Below are 22,029 nucleotides of genomic sequence, written 5' to 3'. Positions count from 1 at the left end.
CGAGGTGAAAAATGGGAATCACCTGATGGAGAAGCTACAAAAATCAGATATTGAACTATTTTTCAACGTACCTCAGCCTTTCACCGTGCTTTTTTATTCAGAAAGGATCTGTATGAATGACACAAAGAGAAGAATCAACTACAAAAGTTGAAGAAAAAACAAAAGAAGGATTTTGGACAACTAAGATTACTGGAGTAAGTCTTCCTATCTATTTTGTTATGGTATTAGTCCTGATCGTTGCAATGGCACTTGGAAAATTACCAACGAATATGATTGGTCCGATCGCTGTTCTAGTGATATTCGGGAATTTATTTCATTTTATTGGTACAAAAATCCCAATCGTTAGAAGTTATCTAGGTGGAGGTTCCGTATTTGCGATCTTTGCCTCAGCTGCAATTGCGACTTTTGGTATATTACCAGAATACGTGGTGAAAGCTACTGAAAATTTTGTAAGTAACATGGGTTTCTTAGATTTTTATATCGCAGCTTTAATCACTGGGAGTATTTTAGGGATGAACCGTAATTTACTAATGAAAGCATCGGTACGTTTCATTCCAGTAGCACTTATTTCAATGATTGTCTCGTTTTTTGCTGTTGGTCTAGTTGGAATGTTAATTGGTAATGGGTTTGGACGTTCCGTACTGTATATCTCTTTACCAGCAATGGCTGGAGGAGTTGGAGCTGGCGCAGTTCCATTATCTACGATTTATGCGAACGTCTTAGGAACGAATGCTTCCTCTATTATTTCTCAATTACTCCCAGCTACAGCAATGACTAATGTCTTAGCCATCATTGGAGCAGCTTTGGTTGCTCGTGCAGGAAAATCAATGCCTAAATTGAATGGTGAAGGCAAACTTATGGCAAAAGGCGATCTTGGTGACGGTAAACCACGGAATGTGAAACCATCGATCCCTCAATTAGGTGTAGGTCTAATGGTGTCATTGACATTCTTTATTTTAGGACAAATCGGCAACTACTTTGTGCCAAAAATCCATGCGTATGCGTTCATGATTATCATTGTCGTGATTTGTAAAATTACAAATCTCTTACCTGATTATTATGAGGATGCAGCAATTATGTTCAATAATCTGATCGTTAAGAATTTAACAGCAGCTGTCCTTGCAGGAATAGGGATTGCGCTATTGAATCTAAATGTCTTAGCTTCAGCGTTAACTTGGCAATTCGTTGTTTTATGTTTGACAAGTGTTGTAGCAATCTCGCTCACTTCAGGATTCGTGGGACGTTTATTCGGTTTGTACCCAGTTGAATCAACCATTACAGCTGGATTGTGTAACAACTCAATGGGTGGTACAGGGAACGTAGCAGTATTATCTGCGGCTAATCGAATGGAACTAATTGCTTTTGCGCAAATGGGAAATCGTTTAGGCGGTGCAATCGTCTTGATCATTTCAGGATTTTTGATGCAACTATTTTCTTAAGGAACGAAGACAATAATTTTTTCCTTACTTTAATCGATAAGAAAAACATAGATCTGGAACAACGTTTGTTCCAAATCTATGTTTTTTTGTTTACATTCTTCTAATTGAGCAGGAACTACCCATGATGAAAGTCACGAGTGTACTCGGCTAATTCATCAAACCAAAAGCATGAATCGTAAAAGAAACCAGATCAACAAAAAAATTGGGTTTATCTGACAAAAATCTTCAAGTACTTGCGTATCTCTATTATGAAAAGAGAATGACGAACGTGTTGGTCAAATAGATAGAAAACAGGAAGAGGATTTATGAAAAAACAAAACATGTTGTATCGTTTAATGAAAATTTTAGGGATAGCAGTAATCATAATCGGAGGGATTGTGTACATGAAACAAAAGCAGCTTAATGAAGAAATGGTCAATATGATTAAGAGTGACCGAGTAGCGCAACTGATCGAATCTGAGTTAAAACGGTTAGATCCCAAAGCATTAGCAGCTGAAGGAATCGTCCATTCGTATGAAATTGATTACGAAAGTATTGAACCTAATCGTTTAGGAGGAATCAACGTTGAATTGATCATTAATCAAGATGAAGAGTTAACATTAGGATTGGTAGTCAATGAGCGCAGGAACCAATTAGTGAATGATGGATTAGTTCTCTCAGAAAAACTAGATAGGCTGATTGAGAGAGCGGATCAGTTATGAGTATGACTGATGAAGAGAGAATAAAAATGATAAGCCAAAGCTATATGAATCTCGAAGTGAACAAAAAAATTTCAGTGAATCGTCAAACATATGGTTATGTATCAAAGATAATAGATAACAAAAAAAGTGGAGAAAAAAGTTTTATCATTACCGACGGAAATCCAAAAGTGCAAAAGCCAAAAGAAGTGAAACAGATAACTATCCTTTATCAAGGCTCGATAGGGATCAATAAAATACTGGTAAATCCTGGAGATGTATGGCGAGATTGGGGAGTAAATAATCTTCCTACGGCTGTCCAAGTGATCAATGCAGGAGGAGCAACTGCGATGCCGCAATTAAAGTCTGCTGCTCATACATTACAAGAAACCATGCAAATGTATCCCAATGCCAAAGTTTCAGTATACGGCCATTCTTTAGGTTCAATGAATGGACAATATGCTATTTCAGATTTGCCGACTGCTTTTCATGATCGGCTAGAGGGGGTATATCTCTACCAAGGCCCCAACATTTACAGTATTTTAAATCCCAGACAACAAGCAGCGGCAGATAAATTAACGAATGAAGCAAAGATTTTCAACTTTATTGACACAAGAGATTTAGTACCAATCGGGTATTCACTGACAAAAAAACAAGTGGGCACAGTAATTGAAGTAACATCTAAAAAAGTGAAGTTGGGCAAACAGCATATGTTGGGCGGTTATTTATTTGATCAAGATGGGAATCTAGTGACACAGTCTAAAGGGATTATCCAATTAGCAAAACATCAAACAAGCAAAGAGTTGGATCGGCTCGCTGAGATTCATCATCAAATTCGTCACAGCGATAAAGGAATTTCTTCTTCACAAGAGATTTTTTTAGATGCGATGCAAGCGAGAACGATTACCTTGGGATACAAACAAGCGATTCAATCTGAGATAGACACAGTGGTCAAGTGGCTAAACAAGGAGATTGAACAGGCTAATCTTCTTTGGAGCCAAACGAAACGGGATACGAACCGCTGGGGTGAACATTTGAATGATACCGAAAAAATGACTATTCTGGCAGAAAATCAGGTGACAGAGTACACACTAGTCCGTCAACCAGTGGCTACCTATGAACAACAACTAACCCTATTGCAAAAGGTCCAATATGAATTAGATACGCTGCTGAAACAGATAGTAACCACCGTTGAAGAACAGGTGAGGACAGATAAAACATTGTCCCAATATCTTTCATAAAATGGAGGGGTTATGGAAAAAAAGGTGAAGGACAGTCTCAACCTATGGAAAAACAGTTATATTCAGAAAAAAAACAATTAGAAAATCAACTCGACCAACTAAAGAAAGAAAAAAGTAAATTTGATTATTACTTAGATCAAGTAGCAAACCAATTCCATGATTTTTCGTTTTTTGATGTTTCCCCCCACAGAAAACAGTTCTATCGTTTGTTAAATGATAGCAAAGAAGAGGCAGAAGTGATTTTTCGCAGAGAGAAAAGAATGATCGAATGTCGCATTAAATGTCCATTAGTAGAGAAGTATTCCACTTTAGAGAAAGAATCTAACAACTAATAAAAACGAAACGGGAGAAAAACATGTTTGAAGAATTACAAAAAACATTGGAAAAACAACTCATTCGGCTTATTGTTGCAACACCAAGTCATGCCACATCGCAAAATAGAAAAAAGTTAACTAAGCTAACGCTTCAACAGAAGAAACAAACGTTGAAACAGCTGACTACAAGTTATGCAAGTCATTTAAGTCACGTTTCTAAAGGAACATGGGTCAAGACAGCTATCCAAGTGATCGAAAGAACGGCGAATCAATTCGAATGGCTTACTTAAGGAAGTAAAAAAGTTGAGCATGAAGTTGTGCTAAACTTTTTTACTACGAGTAAATGATCGATTCAATGATGAACCGCAATAGCAAGAGAAGACGTTCTAAATCAAGGGAGTGATGGATCTTCTTTTGTTTGCCAGTGATTGAATGATTTTTTGAGTATACCTAAGAATAGAAACTAAAAAATCATAAATAAGCATCGATTTCTTCTTTAATGATCCGTAATCCTTTCTTTAAAATTTCCAAATGATTGGATGATAAGGCGATTCGGATAAAAGGATCAGCTTGTTGTTGACTAGTGAAGCGATTCGAGTGATAGATTCTTATCCCTTTGTTCAAAAAATGTTGTTCTACATCTAAGGGAGAAATATCGGCTCGGATCGGAATATTTCGATAATAAGGATAAGGATTCGAAGGACGAGGTAAATCAAAATACGCATCAAAGCAGTCATTTGCTTCGGCTGTTCGTTTTAATTTTGTTGTTAAGATTTTCTGAACTGTTTCTGGTGAGTGCAAGATTTGAGTGATGATTTCTGCATCTAAACCAGATGTTTTGACGTTTATATTAAAGATTGCACGTTCAATTCGTTCTCTTAAACGTTCTGGGAATACAAGATAGGCTACACGAAGACCTGAACAAATGAATTTGGTCATTCCTGACAAGTAAATGGTTTGGTCAGGTAGCAGCTGTTGAAACGGTGGCAAAACTTGTTGTTGAAAATGGGTTGTTAAGAAAGAATGAATATCGTCTTCAATAACTAATAACTTTTCTTTGGAAATAATAGCTTTCAATTCATTACGCCGTTGGAGAGACAGTTGAAAACCAATGGGGTTATTACAAGAAGGCATCAGATAAATCCCTTTTATTTTCTTTTTATGACACTCTTGTAGCAATAATTCAGGTTTCATTCCTTCTTGGTCGAAATCGATCGGAACTACTTCTAAGTGATACAAATGCGCTAACTCAATAAAATTGGAATAGGTATATCGATCAATAGCGATTCGATCTCCAGGAGAAAAAAAGGCGGCAAGTGTCACAGCAAGACCATTTTGAACACCAGAAACGATTGCGGTATGATGAATCGTTGTTTGAACCCCTTGAGTCTGTAACCACTCGACTGCCGTCTTTAATTGAAAATTGGTTCCCATAGGGTCACGATAATTCAATAAACCCACGATATTGGGGTTGAGACTGACTGAATGGATAAAAGGCAGGACAAGATGGTTGCAGTCTTCAAAAGAACTAACTAATCCAAAATCAATCACATGCTCAGCTACTTGATTAGTTGAAATCGTGATTGAAGTAAAAGCATTAGGGGAAACGAACGTACCACTTCCAATATTGGTGTACAAGAGACCTTTCTCAATACCATATTTATAGGCCTGACCGACAGTTGTAAAATTGATATCTAAATAGTCGGCTAATTCTCTCTGAGAAGGAAGTTGGGTATTTTTTTGTAACTTACTTGTAAGAATATCTTCTTCTAGCTGTTGGATCAGAGATTTATAGATGGGGCGTGTTAATTTTGTTTTATCAGGTCGCCAAGTGATCGGATAATCTTCATAAGAATTTATGGGCATTTTATTCACCTCTAAAATTGTATTCCATACAATTATACTATTGAATGTATATAATTCAATGATAATATATGGACGTGAGGGGGGGATTTTTATGAGAAAAACCGATTTTGAAGAAGCAGTATCACGATTAGATTTTCAAGAGGCAATTGAAGTAATGCGTCAGTGTTTTAGCGATTATGGCGAAGGAAAAATTAGTCAAAATACACGTATGGTAGAGATTTTGCCAGATGGTAAAAACAAAAATGTTTTTGCGATGATGCCTGCTTATCTTGGTAAAGATCGTTATTTTGGTGCAAAAATCATTACTGCATTTCCTGATAATCATTTACAAGGACTATCTTCACATTTGGGGGAAATTCTATTATTTGATTCTAAAAACGGTGTACCTGTAGCGCTAATCAACGCGAATGCAGTCACTTGGATTCGTACCGCTGCAGTTTCCGCTTTAGCCACTGATATATTGGCGAAAAAAGAAGCGGCATCATTAGCTTTAATCGGGGCTGGACAACAAGCAAGCTCGCATTTGAATGCGATCTGTGCTATACGTTCAATCAATAAAGTATCTGTCTATGACTTGAGTAAAGAAAGAAGTCAACAATTTATTGAGGAAATGCAAACAGCATACCCGGAAATTGAATTTTCAAGTGGAGAAACACTCGCAGAAACAGTGGAACAAGCTGAGATCATTTGTACACTAACACCTAGTAAAGAGGCGTTTTTGAAAAAAGAATGGCTTACTCCTGGTGCGCATATCAATGCTATTGGTACGTTTACACCAGATACACGTGAAATCACTAGTGAGTTGATGAAAAGCAGTGCCATCTATGTCGATGATTATGAAGCTGCAATGAAAGAAAGTGGCGATCTACTGATTCCGATTGCTGAAGGAGAATTATCAGAATCAGCGATCTCAGGCTCGTTAAGTGAATTGGTTTCAGGAAAAAGATTATTAAAAGACCAACAAGAAACAATCACGATTTTTGATGCCGTTGGCTTAGCGATTGAAGATCTATGTTGTGCAGAATATATTTATCAAAAAGTTAAGGAGTCTGAATAAAATGAAGTTAAGTTATTATGTTGTTGATGCATTCACACAAGAAGTGTTTAAAGGGAATCCAGCAGCAGTCTACGTTTTAGAGAAGTGGTTACCAGATACGGTGATGCAAAAAATTGCTATTGAGAATAACTTATCTGAAACAGCATTTACTGTCAAAAAGGAGGAACACTATGAGTTACGTTGGTTTACTCCGGATCGTGAAATCGACTTATGTGGACATGCTACTTTAGCAACAGCGTTTGTTTTGTTCAATTATTATGGGGTAGAGGAAGAAACAATCAAATTTACTAGTCAAAGTGGCGAACTTCTTGTGACAAAACAACAAGAAACTTACTATATGGATTTTCCAAGTATCATGCCTAAAAAAGTAGCAATTTTACCTGAATACGAAAAAGCGATCGGTGCAAAAATCAAAGCTGCTTATTTAGCGCGAGATTTATTTTTTGAACTGACAGATGAAGAAACCGTAAAACAGTTGCAACCAAACTTTTCAGCTATTAAAAATTTTGATTTGGGCGTTGGCGTGATCGTAACCGCACGTGGTCAGAAGGAAGATTTTGTTTCTCGTACATTTTTCCCGAAATTAACGATCAATGAAGATCCCGTTTGCGGTTCTGCTCATTCCAATCTTATTCCTTATTGGGCAAATAAATTAAGTAAGAAAAAAATGATTGCCCATCAGCTTTCACCAAGAGGTGGCTACCTTGATTGTGAGTTACGAGGGGAGAGGATCATGATTGGTGGAGAAGCAGTGCTATTCGCTCAAGGAGAAGCTTATATTCCAGAAAAATAAGCATCGCAAATGAAGCAGGAGTTCCCTCTGACAATCTATACCTTTTTCTTCTAGGGCGATTTCCAGAGGATAGAAGTAAGCCTGTTTTTAGAGATACTAGAAGAGGCTGAGGCAGGTTTTGGCTTAGTCTCTTCTTTTCAACCATAATATTGAAGCTTTTCTAGAAAATCTCTCTATTATTTTACTACTACTTTACTGCTAGAGTTCAAACAGATTATTTGCCTGTATCATTTTTGAGAGGTACGATAATAATGCAAACGCTATCATAAAATTCATGGTTCTTAATTCGAGAGAAAGAAGGCTTTATTATGGAAAAAGTTTATCAAGCTGGTACACATGAAGGGATGATTGATTTCATCAATATGGAAGATCTGGAATTAGCAGCTACTCAAGTAATCCCTAGTGGTGGATATGGCTATATCAGTAGTGGTGCAGGGGATTTGTTTACTTATCGAGAAAATCAAAAAGCCTTTAATCATCAATTGGTTATCCCTCATGTTTTGAAAGATGTGGAATTACCTGATACAACGACCTATTTTTCTGATGAAACATTAGCCGCACCAATCATTATGGCACCAGTAGCAGCGCATGGATTAGCCCATGAACAAGCTGAAAAAGCTTCGGCTAAAGGAGTATCAGAATTTGGAACGATCTATACAGCTAGTTCTTACGCTTCTTGTACCTTGGAAGAAATTAGAGCAGCTGGTGGTCCTGAAGCTCCTCAATGGTTTCAGTTTTATATGAGTAAGGACGATGGGATCAACTTGGATATCTTGGAGATGGCAAAAAGAAACGGAGCAAAGGCGGTTGTTTTAACAGCTGATGCAACAGTTGGCGGAAATCGTGAAACAGATCGGCGAAATGGTTTTACTTTTCCGTTGCCTATGCCAATCGTTCAAGCTTACCAATCGGGAGTCGGTCAAACGATGGATGCAGTCTATAAATCGTCTAAACAAAAATTAAGTCCAAAAGATATCGAATTTATTACGACCCATTCAGAGTTGCCAGTTTATGTCAAAGGGGTGCAATCAGAAGATGATGTGTATCGTTCTCTTGATGCTGGTGCACAAGGGATTTGGGTCTCCAATCATGGTGGTAGACAGTTAGATGGGGGTCCAGCTTCTTTTGATTCATTACGCTATGTAGCTGAAGCTGTGGATAAACGTGTACCGATCGTATTTGATAGCGGTGTTAGACGAGGGCAACATGTCTTTAAAGCGATTGCTTCAGGAGCTGATTTAGTTGCCATTGGTAGACCAGCCATTTATGGACTTTCTTTAGGTGGAAGTACAGGAATCAAACAAGTATTTGATTTTTTCAAAACAGAACTTGAAATGGTCATGCAATTAGCTGGAACTCAAACTGTTGAAGACATCAAAAACGCAAAATTGAGAGAAAATCGTTTCATGTGTTAAGACAAAAAATCGGTTTATCAATAGGGATTAAGTAGCAAAACAGCAGGAACAGATAGTGATTTTGGATAGCATTTTTGAACGACTGTGCTTGTTTTAGGAAAGAATATTTCAACAAGATATTAACCAGTTTTATAGCGATAATCAAACGGTAAGGCAAACTTATTTAGCCTTACCGTTTTTTTGTGAGCAGATTATTCCTCTAAAAATTTATCAAGTGATAAACTTGTATTATTGTTTGATAAACTTTTAAAGGAGGAGTTAGATGTTTTTAGCATTAAATGAAATCATACATTCAAAATTACGCTATGCGTTGGTTGCTGGGGTGATGTTTTTAATTGCATATTTGGTCTTTTTTTTAACCGGTTTAGCGTATGGACTGGCACAAGATAACCGAACGGCTGTCGATAAGTGGGAGGCAGACTATATTGTACTGTCAAAAGATGCCAATACGAACCTAGGGATGTCAATGATCACGAAAAAGACAGCGCAAGAAGTAAAAGGGGATAAGGTGGCTTACTTAGCACAAACACCAGGGGTCGTAACCAGTAAAGACAACGATGAGGCAGGAAAAATCAATGTGAGTTTTTTTGGTATTGATCCAGATCAATTTATCATGCCTAATATTGTTGAAGGTAAGGCCTTTGTTGGGAACGATGAAGCAGTGGGTGATATTAGCTTAAAAGAAGAGTATGGTCTAGGAATTGGCGATACAGTTAAACTTTCTGGTAGTGACAAAACCTTTCGATTAACTGGATTTACCGAAAATGCGAAGTTCAATGTATCGCCAGTTTTATATACAACTCTTGATGCTTACCAAGAAATTCGTTTTGAAAAAACAGATACAAGTGAGAATGCTCGAATCAACGCGGTGGTTGTTAGAGGACAGATAGATGATTTACCAAATGATCTTGAAAAAATCAGCATTTCTAAATTTATCAATGAATTACCTGGCTATAGTGCGCAAGTACTCACTTTTGGTTTTATGATCGGCTTTTTGATCGTGATTGCAGCGATTGTAATCGGAATTTTCATTTATGTGTTGACCATGCAAAAAATCAATATTTTTGGTGTTTTGAAGGCGCAAGGAATGACAGGAGGGTTTATCGCTCGCTCAGTAGTGGCCCAAACTTTCTTACTCTCATTCTTTGGGATCGGTCTTGGTTTGTTGGGAACAGTGGGGACCTCGTTCCTATTACCAGATACCGTACCTTTTCAAAGTAATTGGTTATTTTTCGTAGTTATCAGTGTTTTGATGTTAGTGGTCGCCATTTTAGGTGCGCTGTTTTCGGTACGAGCAATTGTAAAAATCGATCCGTTGAAGGCAATTGGTTAGGAGATGAAAAAAATGAAAGCAATCGAATTTAAAGATGTCGAAAAGAATTTCAAAGATGGTGATCAAATCGTCCACGCACTGAAAAAAACCAATGTCAGTGTAGATAAAGGCGAATTTGTTGCGATTATCGGTCCTTCTGGTTCAGGAAAAAGTACTTTCTTGACCATTGCAGGTGGCTTACAAACACCTAGTAAAGGGTCTGTTTTGATCAATGGGCAAGAATTTAGTGCTCAACCTGAGAATCAGCGGGTAAAATTACGTTTTAAGGAAATCGGATTTATTTTACAAGCGTCTAATTTGGTTCCATTTTTATCGGTCAAAAAGCAATTGATATTAGTGGATAAAGTCAAACATGAGAATCGTCAGAAAGAAGCGAATGAACTATTTGAGCAGTTAGGTGTTGCCGAATTGGTCAATAAATATCCAGAAGAATTATCAGGAGGAGAACGGCAAAGAGTCGCCATTGCTAGAGCGCTTTACAACGATCCGTCCATTATTTTAGCAGATGAACCAACAGCCAGTTTAGATTCAGAAAAAGCAAGAGAAGTCGTAGATATTTTAGCGAAAGAATCGAAAGAAAAAAATAAAGCCATCATTATGGTCACCCATGATACACGCCTGATTGACAAATGTGATAAAGTGTTTATGATGGAAGACGGTGTTTTTCAAGAAAAAAAAGAATAAGCATAAAAAGAAGGTGTGTATGTGGTTCATCGCTATAATAAAGACACGCAAAAAAAGATTTTACATGAAGCCAATCATTTGTTTATGTCAAAAGGCTATCTCGGCACTTCTACTCGTGAAATTGCTAAGAACGCCGGGATTACTCAACCCAATCTTTATCATTACTTTAGTGACAAAGAAAAACTTTACCAGGCAGTTCTGGAACAACATTTGAAAACAGTAGGGGACGATTTGAGGAAGATCGCCGCAACGGGTGCCGATGATTTTCAACAAACGTTGACTAAGATGGCTGAATATCTTATCGAAACCCATCTCATTGATTTGTTTATGATGCTGCATGATTTGAAGCTCAATCTTTCAGCTGAAACAAGAAATCATTTGTTTTGTTTATGGAAAAAGAATTATCGGGAACCTTTTGAAAAGATTTTTGCCAATCATCAACAACTATTACGAAAAAACGTCACACAGGAACTGGCAGCGAAACATTTTTTCCTTTTGCTAGCCCCTTATATTACTGAATCTGGTCATTCAGAGGAACAGCCTTTTGATGTGGCGACTTTGATCGATCTTTACTTAAATGGGGTTATTGTTTAGCTTGTGACAATAACGGTAGTGTAAGCTCTGTTCGATTGGATGGATCTGATGCTTTTGAGACACCATTTGTCTCCAAAACATCAGATCCATTTCAAAGAACGAACACTTGCACGCCGTTTTTTTGTGTTGATGTTGCGGATGGGATTCATTCGTTAGTTGAAGCGGCTTTTCTATTAGGGGATTTCAATAAATTTTTTTTTTGAAAAAAAAGGAACGTTTCTCCCTATTTTCCACTTTATACTTAAGCTCAATGAATAAACGAGAAGGGAAAGAGAAATGAAAAGAACTTTGTTCTATTTGGATAGGGATAGTTATGTTTACTATTTATTAGAGAAAATCAAAGAGATAGATGAAAAACGAAGTATCGAACACCATTTATTAGTGGAAGGGGCAAATCGAAAGTCTATAGAGACAGTCAGTCAAATCAAGAAGGTGGATTTCTTACCAATAGTTAAGAATAAAACCCAGCAAGAGATAGTTAACGAAGCCACTCAATACTGTCAATCGCTACTAAATGTTTTTAATAGTGCGATAGGAAAAAAAGCTATTACAAATTATCTTGTGTTACATGACCTGAGTCCAGAATTGACTAAAGAAATTGTTGAAGGACTAGTTTTTAAGGGAACTGTGAACAAACATGGATTTTTTAAAAAGATAGAAAAGAAAAAACAATTACATAAAAAGTTCAATGAAACATTGGTCAAATATGGCACAAATGAAGGGATAAAAGCAATTGAAAATCAACTCATTTTAAATGAACTTCCTCGATCTGAATACAACAAAATAAGTGCAACAATTGGAGAATTTTTGTTTCCTACATGGGAGAATTCCAGATACTCTAAACAAATTACTTTGACGGCCAAAAGATGTAATGTATTTTTAGAGGATTTCGGTGAGACAGAAGGATTACTAGCTGTTCAATATTATTTATTGTTGCAAAATACATCAGCAGACAGAGCAAAGGATATACTTAATGAAGTTCAATTACCCAAGACAATCAATCAAAAAGAGTATAAAGATCTTCTCGTTGAAACGCTCTATTGTAATAATATGGGGGCAACAGAAGTAGAAAATCGGCTAGTTCTACAAGGAGTAGATCGTAAATTTTTCAATCGGATAGGAGAAATTTTAAACATCAATTTATTGCCTTCCTTGAAAGATGAACCTTTATCAAAGGAGGAGAAAATAACTAAAGCAGTCAAATATTGCCAAAGTTTTTTAAATTACTGGTATCCAAACAAAGTAAATGGAGTTAAATCAGTCAATAATTACCTTATGTTGGAAGATTTCCCTCCTGCAATCAATATCGAAGTCATAGAGCGAATAAAAGATTCTATGAATGATGAGGATCGAAAAAATTTCCATTTTTGTTTAACTAGATATAGAAAATATAGCCAATTTGTTCGAGAATCGGGATCAGAAATGGGCAGAAAAAAATTCGAGAATTATTTTATTTTAACTTATCCTAGTTTACAACAGCTTCATCAAATGAATGAATACATCGATCAATCAATATTCCCAATGATAGATATGACTAAAAGAGGGGCAATTAGCACATTAGTTGATCGGTGCAATTCTTTTTTAGAAGACTTAGGACCAAAAAGAGGCTTTGTAGCGATTCAAAAATACTTATTGTTACAAAATATAGCGCCCAAGTATGTTGATAAAATTTTTAGAGATCTAAGGTTTCCTAAAACTATCAATAAATTTTATTTACAGAAACAATTCGAGGAAGTGTACAAGTGCCAATCGATGTTGATAGGATCTGAGGGAACTGTTGGAAAGAAAGAATGTGAGGAATATCTTGTTTTACGAGGAATGAATCGAACGCAGATCGATCAATTGAGTAAGATACTAAATGTCACCTTGCTTCCTTCTTTGAAGATGAAGTCGTCTCAAAAACTCATTGACGAAGTAGTCCAACGTTGTGAACGTTTTGAGCCATTGGCAACACGGAATTATCTCGTGCTTCAAGAGCTGCCTCCAGATATTCTTGAGGAAATTTTTACAAAAATCCCTTCAAAAGTAAATGTTGTTCTTGATAATAGTTATTTGACTATCAAAGAAGAAGTAAGACTTGTTAAGGAGTGCCAAGCATCTTTTAATAAATTAGGGCTCATTGAGTGGAAAAAATCAAGTGAAAATGCCCTTGCCTTAAGGGGGGCGAATCAAGAATTAGTTACATTGATCAATAACCATGTAAATGAAGAGTTATTCCCCAAAACTGGACGTTTATCTGGACAGTTGAATCGTTGTCACTCGTTTTTAAAGGATTTAGGTAATGAAAAAGGAATGAAGGCTATTGTTCATTTTCTATTATTTACAGAGAGACCACTAAAGGAAACACTTCATGTGATTGATGCGTTTGATTTTTCTTTGCCGGTTTCTTCAGATGCATTAAAGGTGAGCATCATTGAGAAGTATTGTGATCATATCGTACAAAAAAAGGATGATTGGCTCTGGCAAAGGAAAGAAATAGAAAATACATTGATTTCCATAGGTGCAAGTAGAAGAATCAGTAATCGATTAAGTGATCGTTATGAGATTCCATTATTTCCACCGATTTTTGATGGTAAACTCTCAGCAGATGAGATCAACAAAGGGAAAAGGGACATAAGGAAACGTTGTGATGAGTTAATCAAAGAGAACCGATCCAAGGGGGGACATATACATGCGCTGGTCAATTACTTTTTCTTACAAAAAATGCCAGTTAAAATTGCAAAAGAAACCATCAAAAAGCTAAAATTAGAGACCATCACTAAAGACGAGGTAAAAAGAGTCGTGTTAGCTAATTATTATACTTATCTTGGAGAAAAAAACCACTAGCTGAATATTTAAAATCGGCTAAACGATACTTACGTACATTAAATTGTTTTAGAGAGCAGGAATCGCAGATTAAATATGATCGTCAATTTCGTTGAAAAAGTTTTCAGTTAAATGTTAATGATGAAACGAAAAGAATCAGGAAGATCCAACTCTAAGAGGATACATTCAAAAATGAACAAATCATACATAAAAAGATTCGCAGCATTTTGTCCAATTTATTTTGGCGAAATGCTTTTTTTGTTCTTTTATAAATATAAAAATAAAAAATAATAGTTATTTTAAATAAAGCAGTAAAAAAAGATGAAAAAGAGAAAAGAGAATAGGGATATTTATTAGTTATTTTAGATAACTATAAATATATAAATGTTAATATGCAATACAAAAATATCAAATCATTTGATGCTTTGATAAGATAATGTTAACCTTGTTTTGTAAGGGTTATCATTTTTTGTTTTTTAGGAGGTTTGTTTATTAAAAATAACTGATTTATTTTATGGGTAATAAGTTTTATTAGGGGAGTTCGTATAGAAAAAGAGGGGAAGGGTTAAAAATGAAAAAGTTGAAAAAAATTAGTTTGGCAGCAATGTTATTTTCTTCTGTTATTTCTCTGACAACGCCATTATTCAGCCACAAAGAACATGTGCATGCTGAAGAAGCACAGGAAATTACAAAAAAAGCGTCTTATCGTAATGTGATGTATTATGGTGATTGGTCGATTTGGGGAGGAGAACAAGAATTTTATCCTAAAGATATTGCCGCAGACCAATTGACGCATTTAAATTATGCCTTTTTGGATTTTGATAGTAATGGTGAGTTGAAATTTACAGATAAAGAAGCCGCTGTAGGCGTGCCAGCAGGTGAAGCAGAAGTCGGATGGGGAAATGCTGCTTCTGGTTTGTTGAATGCGCTTCAAAATTTGCGTGGACAAAATAAAAACTTAAAAATTGGCGTGTCATTAGGTGGATGGTCAAAATCGGGTGATTTTTCTGAAGTTGCAGCTAGTCCTGCGAAACGAAAAAAATTAGTGGAAAACATTACTAAATTCTTAAAATATACCAACATGGATTTTGTTGATATTGATTGGGAATATCCAGCAGATGTTCGTGAGCCTGATCGTGTCGACAACAAAAATGATGAAGGAACACCTAACGCAAAACCAGAGGATAAAGAAAATTATATTTTACTATTAAAAGATATTCGAGCGGCGATCGATAAACAAGGAGTGGAATTAGGTAAGACTTATGAACTTTCTGTAGCATTACCTGCGTCCCAAGGAATGTTGGACAAGGGAATTGACATCAAACAACTATTTGAAGTAGTTGACTTTGCGAATATGATGACTTATGACATGAATGGTGCTTGGAGTGCAACAAGTGGTCATCATACTGCACTTTATGGTAATCCTAACGACCCGAACTATGCAAATGGATTATCCGTTGATCAGACCGTTCGCTTTTTGAAAGAACATGGGGCTCCTTCAGAAAAAATCGTTATTGGTGCAGCTTTCTATACTCGTGGGTGGAATGAAGTAGCTAAAGGGACAGACCCAAATACTCCTGGATTATTCCAACCTGCTGAAAAAAGCAATAAAGATGCAGATCAAACGCCGACATATGGTGCGGACAATGAACATTCTCTGGCACTTGGGGATGGTGGCCGAGCAGGTGGAGTTTGGTCCTACCGAAACATTGATGAATTAAAAACTAAAATCCCGACTCTAAAAGAATATTGGGATGATACAGCCAAAGCACCATTTTTATACAGCGAAGTTTCAAAAGAGTTCTTTACCTATGACAATGTAAAATCAATTAATTACAAAACGCAATATGTGAAAGAGCATGAATTAGGTGGTGTAATCTCTTGGATGCAATCGCAAGATAAGCCAACAACGAGTACGAAAAGAGATGAACTGACCAAAGCAATCAAAAATGGGTTGTTTGGTACAGAAAAACTTCCAGAGCATAAAATTGTATCAAGTGATCTAAATGTCGAGGTAGGGATTTCTACTTATTCTGAAAACAGTTCAAAAGGGTATGAATTAGTCATCAAAAATAAAGAAACACTAAATGAAAATTCGGACGTTTTATCAGCTATTGAATCTTCTCACAAGACAATTAAATTACCACGATACACTTTAGCGTTGAATTCAAATGAAATTCTTAGTAGTGGTGATTACAAAGCAGGCGAGGTTTCAACCTCAAATGGAACGGTGACGATCGATTTAAGTGGGGTTTATGAAGGAAAAGAGCTTAAACCAGGGGAGACATATACGTTTAGATTAAAATCAAATGCAACTGATGTATCCGTTGATCATATTGCTTCTATAAATCTAGCACAAAGAATTACAAAAGCCGGTATAGATATCTCGCAACAAACGATTTATGGAGAGGATTCAACTAATCCAACACCAACGCCAACACCAGATCCAGAAGATAAAGAAGCACCATCTATTCCGACTGATCTGACAGCTTCAAATGTGACAGAGACAAGCGTGACATTGAACTGGACCGCTTCGACGGATAATAAAGGAGTAGCAGGATATTATGTTTATCGTGACGGACAACAAGTTGGTCAAACAGCTACTACCAATTATATTGACAAATATTTAATGGCTGGTTCAACGTACATTTATACTGTAAAAGCGTTTGATCATTCTGGTAATGTTTCAGAACACAGTCAACCTTTGAGTATAACAACACTAGATAGCACATCTTCATCAAAATATGAAGCATGGAGTGCTACAAATATTTACAAAGCTGGTGATAAGGTGTCTCATAAAGGGCAAAACTATCAAGCGAAATGGTGGACAAGCGGGGAAGAACCAGGTACTGAACAATGGGGACCTTGGGAGTTGATTGATTAAATTGCTGGTTATTAATGGGTAAAACATACTAAGTTTTAACGTTTGGGACTAATTAATTGGCTCCCATCGCAGTGGAAAAAAGTTCTATTCTACTGTGATGGGAGTTTTTATGCTATCTAAAAGATCAGGCTATGCTCTTAAGGTCAAATGACCAATTGGATAGCCTGTTTTAAGAGGTCTTATGACCGTTGCTTCAACGCTTCATTCCTATAGAATGATTTCTGAAACAACGTTTATTATTTTTAGAATAAAGCGTTAAAGGGATATCATAAACTCATTTTTTTTGCTTTTTCAGTATTCGCAAAATGTAATTTTGCATAATTTGCTAACAAATCAACGCCACCTTGTTCAATGATTTTTGCAGCTATTCGATCCGACTTTGTTCCAGCGCCAGAAGGTAACTCTAGACCGATCTCTGCTGATTCTTTAGCTAATTCTTCTAGAAAACTTGCTCGGCTGATGATCGATGCCGCAGCTACCGCTAAGTGGTATTGTTCTCCTTTAGTCACAAAATAGAGTTTTTCTTGCACTTGATTTTTTTCCAAACGGACATACTTTTTATAATTGCTTTCTGGTGTAAACTGATCGATCAAGATTGCCTCTGGTTTGACAGGAGCAATTTTTTTCAGCAGTAGATGGATCGCTTGATTATGCAAAGCAACTTTCATACGCACAGCATTGTATTTCGGTTGGATCTCGTTATATTTTTTAGGCTCGAGTACTAAAAGTTGATAAGGGATCGTCTTTTTTAAGATACTAGCCAATTGAATGATTTGAGGATCTTTTAATTCTTTTGAATCACGAACGCCTAGTTTTTTTAGTTGTGTTAGTTGCTCCTTGGCCACGTAAGCAGCACAAACTGTCAATGGACCGAAGTAACTCCCATTTCCCACTTCATCACTTCCTAATACAGATAAAGATTCGATGTTCTTAGGCAAAGATGCAGCTGTTTTTCCAGATTTGGGTTTTGCTGAAGCTGCTTCGCCCCATTGACTTGCTTCTTTTTCGGCATTTGCACCTTGGAACATGACTTTTCCTGAGGTGTATGCAGTGATGGTCGTGCCATTTTTTTTAGCGGCAAATACGGTATAAGGAATTTTTTTAGGTAAAAGATAAGAAAGATAAGCTTGTTTCATTTTTTCCATTTGGGCAGTCGTTACTTTGATGATAATATTACTCATTATGTACCTCCAGTTTAGTTAAATTAATAAATTTAGATGCTTGTTAGATGAAAGATCCCTCAATAGTTCCTTGTCGTTCAGTTGGGGACGAGACATAGCATTTTTTCAAAGTTTATCATATAATGATAAGGTAAATATAAGAAAATTTGTGTACAACTGTTAAATCATTAATTTCATGGTACACTAGATAATAATTTTATCAATAGGGGGAAATGATTCGGATGGCGCACGAAAAAACACGCTATAAAGCAGTGATTGCCGACCAAACTTACACGATTATTGGACGTGAAACAAAGCACCATATGGATATCGTGACAAATTTGATCAATGAACAACTAAAAGAATTGAAGGATTTGTCTCCGCAAATCGATAATGAACAAGCAGCGATCTTAATGGCTGTCAATGCGCTCTCGGATCAATTGAAGAAGCAAGAAAGAAATCTCGAACTTGAAAAAGAAGTAGCAGATTTAAAGAAAAAAATGATCAAATTTGTGGAAATGGAAAATCGAATCAAAAGAATTGAAGCGATTGAAAACGAAGCACGAGAAGTGTTGAAAGAAAACGGACAAGCAGATCGAGAAATCAAGAATCATGTGGAAGCCCAACAAATTTTAAATGAAAAAAGAAAAGGTCAAATCAAACAAAAATCTTCAAATTGATGAAAGAGAAAGGAATAAGACATGTTAAGTCTTTTGATTTTATTTATCTTGCTGCTTGCATTTTTTTCAGGTGCGAGACGAGGATTCTCTATGCAGGTCGTTTATACGATCGGTTATATCTTGTCTTTTATGGCAGCACAGCACTTTTATAAGGATCTAGCAAGTCGTCTGGAATTATATATTCCTTATCCTGCGGTAACATCTAATTCCCAAATGGTCTTTTTTGATCAGACATTTTCTTTCAGATTAGATGAAGCTTTTTATGCAGGAGTCGCCTTTTTGCTGATTTTATTTATCGGAGGATTGCTTACTCGTTTTATCGGGATTTTTGTTCATAGCTTGACCTATATTCCGATCCTAAAACAAGTCGATTGGCTTGCGGGAGGCATCTTATCTTTAATCGTTGCCTATGTCACGATATTTTTGCTCTTGAGTTTATTGACTTTTGTGCCAGTAGATATCGTTCAAAAACAATTTAGTGGAAATAGTCTTGCCCGCTTTATCGTAGAGCAGACACCATTTCTAACCAATAAAATCCATGATTTATGGATAACGAATGTGATAAACTAATCAAAAATTTTTTGTAAAAGTGTAACAGTAAGTAGTGAAAGAAAAAAACGAAGTTGTGACAGGACAGCAAAGACCAATGAGTCAATGCGAAATGTGACAACTTCTTTTAGTGAAAGTTAGGGTGATAACGTGAATAATCGAATCCTAGAAACATTAGAATTTGAAAAAGTGAAACAGCTTGTTCGTCAGTTTGTGGTAACCGCGCAAGGAACAGAAGAACTCGCAAAGTTAGTGCCGATCAACCAACAAGAGAAATTAACAGATTGGTTAGCAGAAACAGAAGATGGCTTAAAAGTTCAAAGGTTACGTGGGGGAATCCCTATTCCTAAGTTAGAAAACATTCGGCCGCATATGAAACGAATTGAGATCGGTGCTGATTTAAATGGACTCGAATTAGCGCAAGTTGCACGTGTTTTATCGACTACAAGTGAATTAAAACGATTCTTTGCTGATTTAGCAGATAGCGAAATTGAATTTTTACGTCTTTATTTCTGGGCAGAACAATTGGTGACGATCCCCGAATTGAATCGACGTTTAAAAGAGTCGATCGATGAAGATGGGCGAGTAACAGATGATGCTTCCCCTGAATTAAAAATCATTCGTCAAAATATTCGTCGAAGTGAACAAACGGTAAGAGAACAACTAGATGGCATTGTTCGGGGGAAAAACGCCAAATACTTAAGTGATACGATCATTACCATGCGAAATGATCGCTATGTGATTCCTGTCAAGCAAGAATACCGGGGTGTCTTTGGTGGGGTAGTCCATGATCAAAGTGCTTCTGGTCAAACATTATTCGTTGAACCAAAGCAGATCGTTGAATTAAATAATCGCTTGAGACAGTATCAAATTGCAGAGCGTAATGAGATCCAACGTATTTTAAGTGAACTTTCTGCTGAACTGGTTCCTCATCGACATGAAATCATTCATAACGCATACGTGATCGGTAAACTAGATTTGATGAACGCCAAAGCACGTTTTGGGAAAGAACTGAAAGCCATCGTTCCTGCAATCAGTGTAGAAAATCATGTCATTTTAAAACAAGCAAGACATCCGTTGATTGATCAAGAAAAAGTGGTGGCTAATGATATCAGTATTGGGAAAGAGTACCAAGCGATCGTGATTACTGGTCCAAATACTGGAGGAAAGACGATCACTTTAAAAACTTTAGGATTGTTACAATTGATGGGGCAATCGGGTTTACCGATCCCTGTAGATGAAGAAAGTCAAATCGGTATTTTTGAGGAAGTATTTGCTGACATTGGTGATGAACAATCCATCGAGCAAAGTCTCTCAACATTTTCTTCCCATATGACAAACACCGTTGATATCTTAGCACATGTGAATGAAAAAAGTTTAGTCTTGTTTGATGAATTAGGTGCAGGAACAGATCCCCAAGAAGGGGCAGCTTTAGCGATTGCTATTTTAGACGATCTTGGGAAAAAATCGGCTTATGTGATGGCTACGACACACTATCCAGAACTAAAAGTTTATGGATACAATCGGGCGAATACAATCAATGCAAGTATGGAATTTGACGTTGATACACTTAGTCCAACGTATCGTCTGTTGATTGGTGTACCAGGGCGAAGTAACGCATTTGAAATCTCTAGCCGCTTAGGATTAGATCAATCAGTCATCAATGAAGCCAAACAATTGATGAATGACGAAAGCCAAGATTTAAATGAAATGATCGCTGATTTAGAAAATCGACGAAAAATGGCTGAAACGGAGTATTTAGAAATGCGCCACTACGTTGATGAAGCACAAGAGTTATATGAAAACTTAAAAGAGGCGTATCGCTATTTCTTTGAAGAACGAGAAAAAGAAATCGAAAAAGCCAAGAAAAAAGCTAATGAATTAGTTTCTGAAGCACAAGAAAATGCGGAAAAAATCATTGCAGATATTCGTAAAATGCAACAACAAGTAGGACAAGGAAATGTAAAAGAGCACCAATTGATTGATGCGAAAACCAAATTGGCAAACTTACATCAAGAAGAACAACTGAAAAAAAATAAAGTGTTGAAAAAAGCCAAAGAACAAAAAACATTGAAACCAGGCGACGAAGTTTTAGTGACAACTTATGGTCAAAGAGGAACCTTGTTACGTAAAAACGGGGAGCAATGGCAAGTGGAAATCGGGATTTTAAAAATGAATGTTTCTGAAAGTGAATTAACGCCCGTTGCTCCACAAAAGGAACCAAAACAGCGGGTCATTCATGCTGTACGTTCTGAATCAGCTAGTCACGTGTCGAACCAACTAGATCTTCGTGGCAAACGCTATGAAGAAGCGTTGAGTGAGGTTGACCAATACCTTGATTCAGCGATCCTTGCTGGCTATCCCCAAGTAACGATCGTACATGGAAAAGGGACCGGAGCTTTGCGTCAAGGAATCACCGACTACTTGAAAAATCATCGAAGTGTCAAAAGTTTTGAATTTGCTCCTGCTAACCAAGGCGGTAATGGGGCGACGATCGTTAAATTTAAATAAAACTTACTAAATGTAAGCAGAAGGCTC

Annotated in this window: 18 protein-coding genes; 16 read left to right on the top strand and 2 right to left on the bottom strand. The window is 36.7% G+C overall.

The genetic code is table 11. The features are described from left to right. The first annotated feature begins 116 nt into the window (after positions 1–116). The 5 genes from AB3H90_RS06875 to AB3H90_RS06855 all read left to right on the top strand — a co-directional run bounded on the left by AB3H90_RS06875 (position 117) and on the right by AB3H90_RS06855 (position 3,961). Positions 117–1,439: a 2-hydroxycarboxylate transporter family protein gene (locus AB3H90_RS06875; RefSeq protein ID WP_010718665.1), complete on the top strand. Its 1,323-nt coding sequence runs from the start codon at positions 117–119 to the stop codon at positions 1,437–1,439. 305 nt (positions 1,440–1,744) lie between these two features. Then, a complete protein-coding gene (locus tag AB3H90_RS06870; RefSeq protein WP_010738034.1) occupies positions 1,745–2,140 on the top strand; it encodes a DUF1310 family protein in 396 nt (131 codons plus the stop codon). Next, the gene (locus AB3H90_RS06865) at positions 2,137–3,357 is read left to right on the top strand and encodes a hypothetical protein (protein ID WP_368016438.1); all 1,221 of its coding nucleotides are present in this window, start codon (positions 2,137–2,139) and stop codon (positions 3,355–3,357) included. The genes AB3H90_RS06870 and AB3H90_RS06865 overlap by 4 nt, the downstream gene beginning before the upstream one ends. A gap of 44 nt (positions 3,358–3,401) precedes the next feature. After that, positions 3,402–3,689, top strand: coding sequence for a hypothetical protein (locus AB3H90_RS06860; RefSeq protein ID WP_342081869.1), 288 nt, complete (start codon positions 3,402–3,404; stop codon positions 3,687–3,689). A gap of 23 nt (positions 3,690–3,712) precedes the next feature. Then, the gene (locus AB3H90_RS06855) at positions 3,713–3,961 is read left to right on the top strand and encodes a hypothetical protein (RefSeq protein WP_010718662.1); all 249 of its coding nucleotides are present in this window, start codon (positions 3,713–3,715) and stop codon (positions 3,959–3,961) included. Between the two features lie 181 nt (positions 3,962–4,142). Here AB3H90_RS06855 and AB3H90_RS06850 read toward each other — a convergent pair whose 3' ends face one another. Then, positions 4,143–5,537: a PLP-dependent aminotransferase family protein gene (locus AB3H90_RS06850; protein ID WP_010738030.1), complete on the bottom strand. Its 1,395-nt coding sequence runs from the start codon at positions 5,535–5,537 to the stop codon at positions 4,143–4,145. Between the two features lie 91 nt (positions 5,538–5,628). Here AB3H90_RS06850 and AB3H90_RS06845 point away from each other — a divergent pair, with 91 nt between their 5' ends. The 8 genes from AB3H90_RS06845 (at position 5,629) to AB3H90_RS06810 (ending at position 17,102) form a co-directional block, all read left to right on the top strand. Next, entirely contained in the window at positions 5,629–6,594 is a 966-nt protein-coding gene (locus AB3H90_RS06845) for an ornithine cyclodeaminase family protein (RefSeq protein WP_368016437.1), read from the top strand. Position 6,595: 1 nt separating this feature from the next. Then, positions 6,596–7,387: a PhzF family phenazine biosynthesis protein gene (locus tag AB3H90_RS06840; RefSeq protein WP_010738028.1), complete on the top strand. Its 792-nt coding sequence runs from the start codon at positions 6,596–6,598 to the stop codon at positions 7,385–7,387. Positions 7,388–7,695: 308 nt separating this feature from the next. Next, positions 7,696–8,802 carry an alpha-hydroxy-acid oxidizing protein gene (locus AB3H90_RS06835; RefSeq protein ID WP_034699072.1) on the top strand — a complete coding sequence of 369 codons (1,107 nt, stop codon included), beginning with the start codon at positions 7,696–7,698 and terminating at the stop codon, positions 8,800–8,802. Between the two features lie 262 nt (positions 8,803–9,064). Next, on the top strand, positions 9,065–10,135 hold the full coding sequence (locus AB3H90_RS06830) for an ABC transporter permease (RefSeq protein ID WP_368016436.1): 1,071 nt from the start codon (positions 9,065–9,067) through the stop codon (positions 10,133–10,135). Between the two features lie 12 nt (positions 10,136–10,147). After that, a complete protein-coding gene (locus tag AB3H90_RS06825) occupies positions 10,148–10,819 on the top strand; it encodes an ABC transporter ATP-binding protein (protein ID WP_160231516.1) in 672 nt (223 codons plus the stop codon). Positions 10,820–10,840: 21 nt separating this feature from the next. Beyond that, positions 10,841–11,413: a TetR/AcrR family transcriptional regulator gene (locus AB3H90_RS06820; RefSeq protein ID WP_010738025.1), complete on the top strand. Its 573-nt coding sequence runs from the start codon at positions 10,841–10,843 to the stop codon at positions 11,411–11,413. A gap of 276 nt (positions 11,414–11,689) precedes the next feature. Beyond that, the gene (locus AB3H90_RS06815; protein ID WP_368016435.1) at positions 11,690–14,239 is read left to right on the top strand and encodes a hypothetical protein; all 2,550 of its coding nucleotides are present in this window, start codon (positions 11,690–11,692) and stop codon (positions 14,237–14,239) included. Positions 14,240–14,789: 550 nt separating this feature from the next. Next, on the top strand, positions 14,790–17,102 hold the full coding sequence (locus AB3H90_RS06810; protein ID WP_368016434.1) for a glycosyl hydrolase family 18 protein: 2,313 nt from the start codon (positions 14,790–14,792) through the stop codon (positions 17,100–17,102). Positions 17,103–17,368: 266 nt separating this feature from the next. Here the strand turns inward: AB3H90_RS06810 and rnhC are convergent, their stop codons facing one another. Beyond that, positions 17,369–18,283, bottom strand: coding sequence for a ribonuclease HIII (rnhC, locus tag AB3H90_RS06805; RefSeq protein WP_368016433.1), 915 nt, complete (start codon positions 18,281–18,283; stop codon positions 17,369–17,371). Positions 18,284–18,504: 221 nt separating this feature from the next. Here rnhC and zapA point away from each other — a divergent pair, with 221 nt between their 5' ends. The 3 genes from zapA (at position 18,505) to AB3H90_RS06790 (ending at position 22,002) form a co-directional block, all read left to right on the top strand. Then, positions 18,505–18,942, top strand: coding sequence for a cell division protein ZapA (gene zapA / locus AB3H90_RS06800; RefSeq protein ID WP_010718651.1), 438 nt, complete (start codon positions 18,505–18,507; stop codon positions 18,940–18,942). A gap of 21 nt (positions 18,943–18,963) precedes the next feature. Beyond that, on the top strand, positions 18,964–19,512 hold the full coding sequence (locus AB3H90_RS06795; protein WP_010718650.1) for a CvpA family protein: 549 nt from the start codon (positions 18,964–18,966) through the stop codon (positions 19,510–19,512). Positions 19,513–19,641: 129 nt separating this feature from the next. Further along, the gene (locus AB3H90_RS06790) at positions 19,642–22,002 is read left to right on the top strand and encodes an endonuclease MutS2 (RefSeq protein WP_010718649.1); all 2,361 of its coding nucleotides are present in this window, start codon (positions 19,642–19,644) and stop codon (positions 22,000–22,002) included. The last annotated feature ends 27 nt before the right edge of the window (positions 22,003–22,029 follow it).

Source organism: Enterococcus sp. C63 (assembly GCF_040887215.1).
Taxonomy (GTDB): Bacteria; Bacillota; Bacilli; order Lactobacillales; family Enterococcaceae; genus Enterococcus_B; species Enterococcus_B hirae.
Note: the sequence above shows the minus strand (reverse complement) of the source record. Positions and strands in the feature narration are given on the sequence as shown.

Bases quoted from the DNA above. Each gene is read 5' to 3' on its own strand.
- AB3H90_RS06850 (WP_010738030.1), bottom strand. From the start codon at position 5,537: ATGCCCATAAATTCTTATGAAGATTATCCGATCACTTGGCGACCTGAT.
- rnhC (WP_368016433.1), bottom strand. From the start codon at position 18,283: ATGAGTAATATTATCATCAAAGTAACGACTGCCCAAATGGAAAAAATG.
- AB3H90_RS06875 (WP_010718665.1), top strand. From the start codon at position 117: ATGACACAAAGAGAAGAATCAACTACAAAAGTTGAAGAAAAAACAAAA.
- AB3H90_RS06835 (WP_034699072.1), top strand. From the start codon at position 7,696: ATGGAAAAAGTTTATCAAGCTGGTACACATGAAGGGATGATTGATTTC.
- AB3H90_RS06865 (WP_368016438.1), top strand. From the start codon at position 2,137: ATGAGTATGACTGATGAAGAGAGAATAAAAATGATAAGCCAAAGCTAT.
- AB3H90_RS06830 (WP_368016436.1), top strand. From the start codon at position 9,065: ATGTTTTTAGCATTAAATGAAATCATACATTCAAAATTACGCTATGCG.
- AB3H90_RS06855 (WP_010718662.1), top strand. From the start codon at position 3,713: ATGTTTGAAGAATTACAAAAAACATTGGAAAAACAACTCATTCGGCTT.
- zapA (WP_010718651.1), top strand. From the start codon at position 18,505: ATGGCGCACGAAAAAACACGCTATAAAGCAGTGATTGCCGACCAAACT.
- AB3H90_RS06815 (WP_368016435.1), top strand. From the start codon at position 11,690: ATGAAAAGAACTTTGTTCTATTTGGATAGGGATAGTTATGTTTACTAT.
- AB3H90_RS06795 (WP_010718650.1), top strand. From the start codon at position 18,964: ATGTTAAGTCTTTTGATTTTATTTATCTTGCTGCTTGCATTTTTTTCA.
- AB3H90_RS06810 (WP_368016434.1), top strand. From the start codon at position 14,790: ATGAAAAAGTTGAAAAAAATTAGTTTGGCAGCAATGTTATTTTCTTCT.
- AB3H90_RS06860 (WP_342081869.1), top strand. From the start codon at position 3,402: ATGGAAAAACAGTTATATTCAGAAAAAAAACAATTAGAAAATCAACTC.
- AB3H90_RS06845 (WP_368016437.1), top strand. From the start codon at position 5,629: ATGAGAAAAACCGATTTTGAAGAAGCAGTATCACGATTAGATTTTCAA.
- AB3H90_RS06825 (WP_160231516.1), top strand. From the start codon at position 10,148: ATGAAAGCAATCGAATTTAAAGATGTCGAAAAGAATTTCAAAGATGGT.
- AB3H90_RS06840 (WP_010738028.1), top strand. From the start codon at position 6,596: ATGAAGTTAAGTTATTATGTTGTTGATGCATTCACACAAGAAGTGTTT.
- AB3H90_RS06870 (WP_010738034.1), top strand. From the start codon at position 1,745: ATGAAAAAACAAAACATGTTGTATCGTTTAATGAAAATTTTAGGGATA.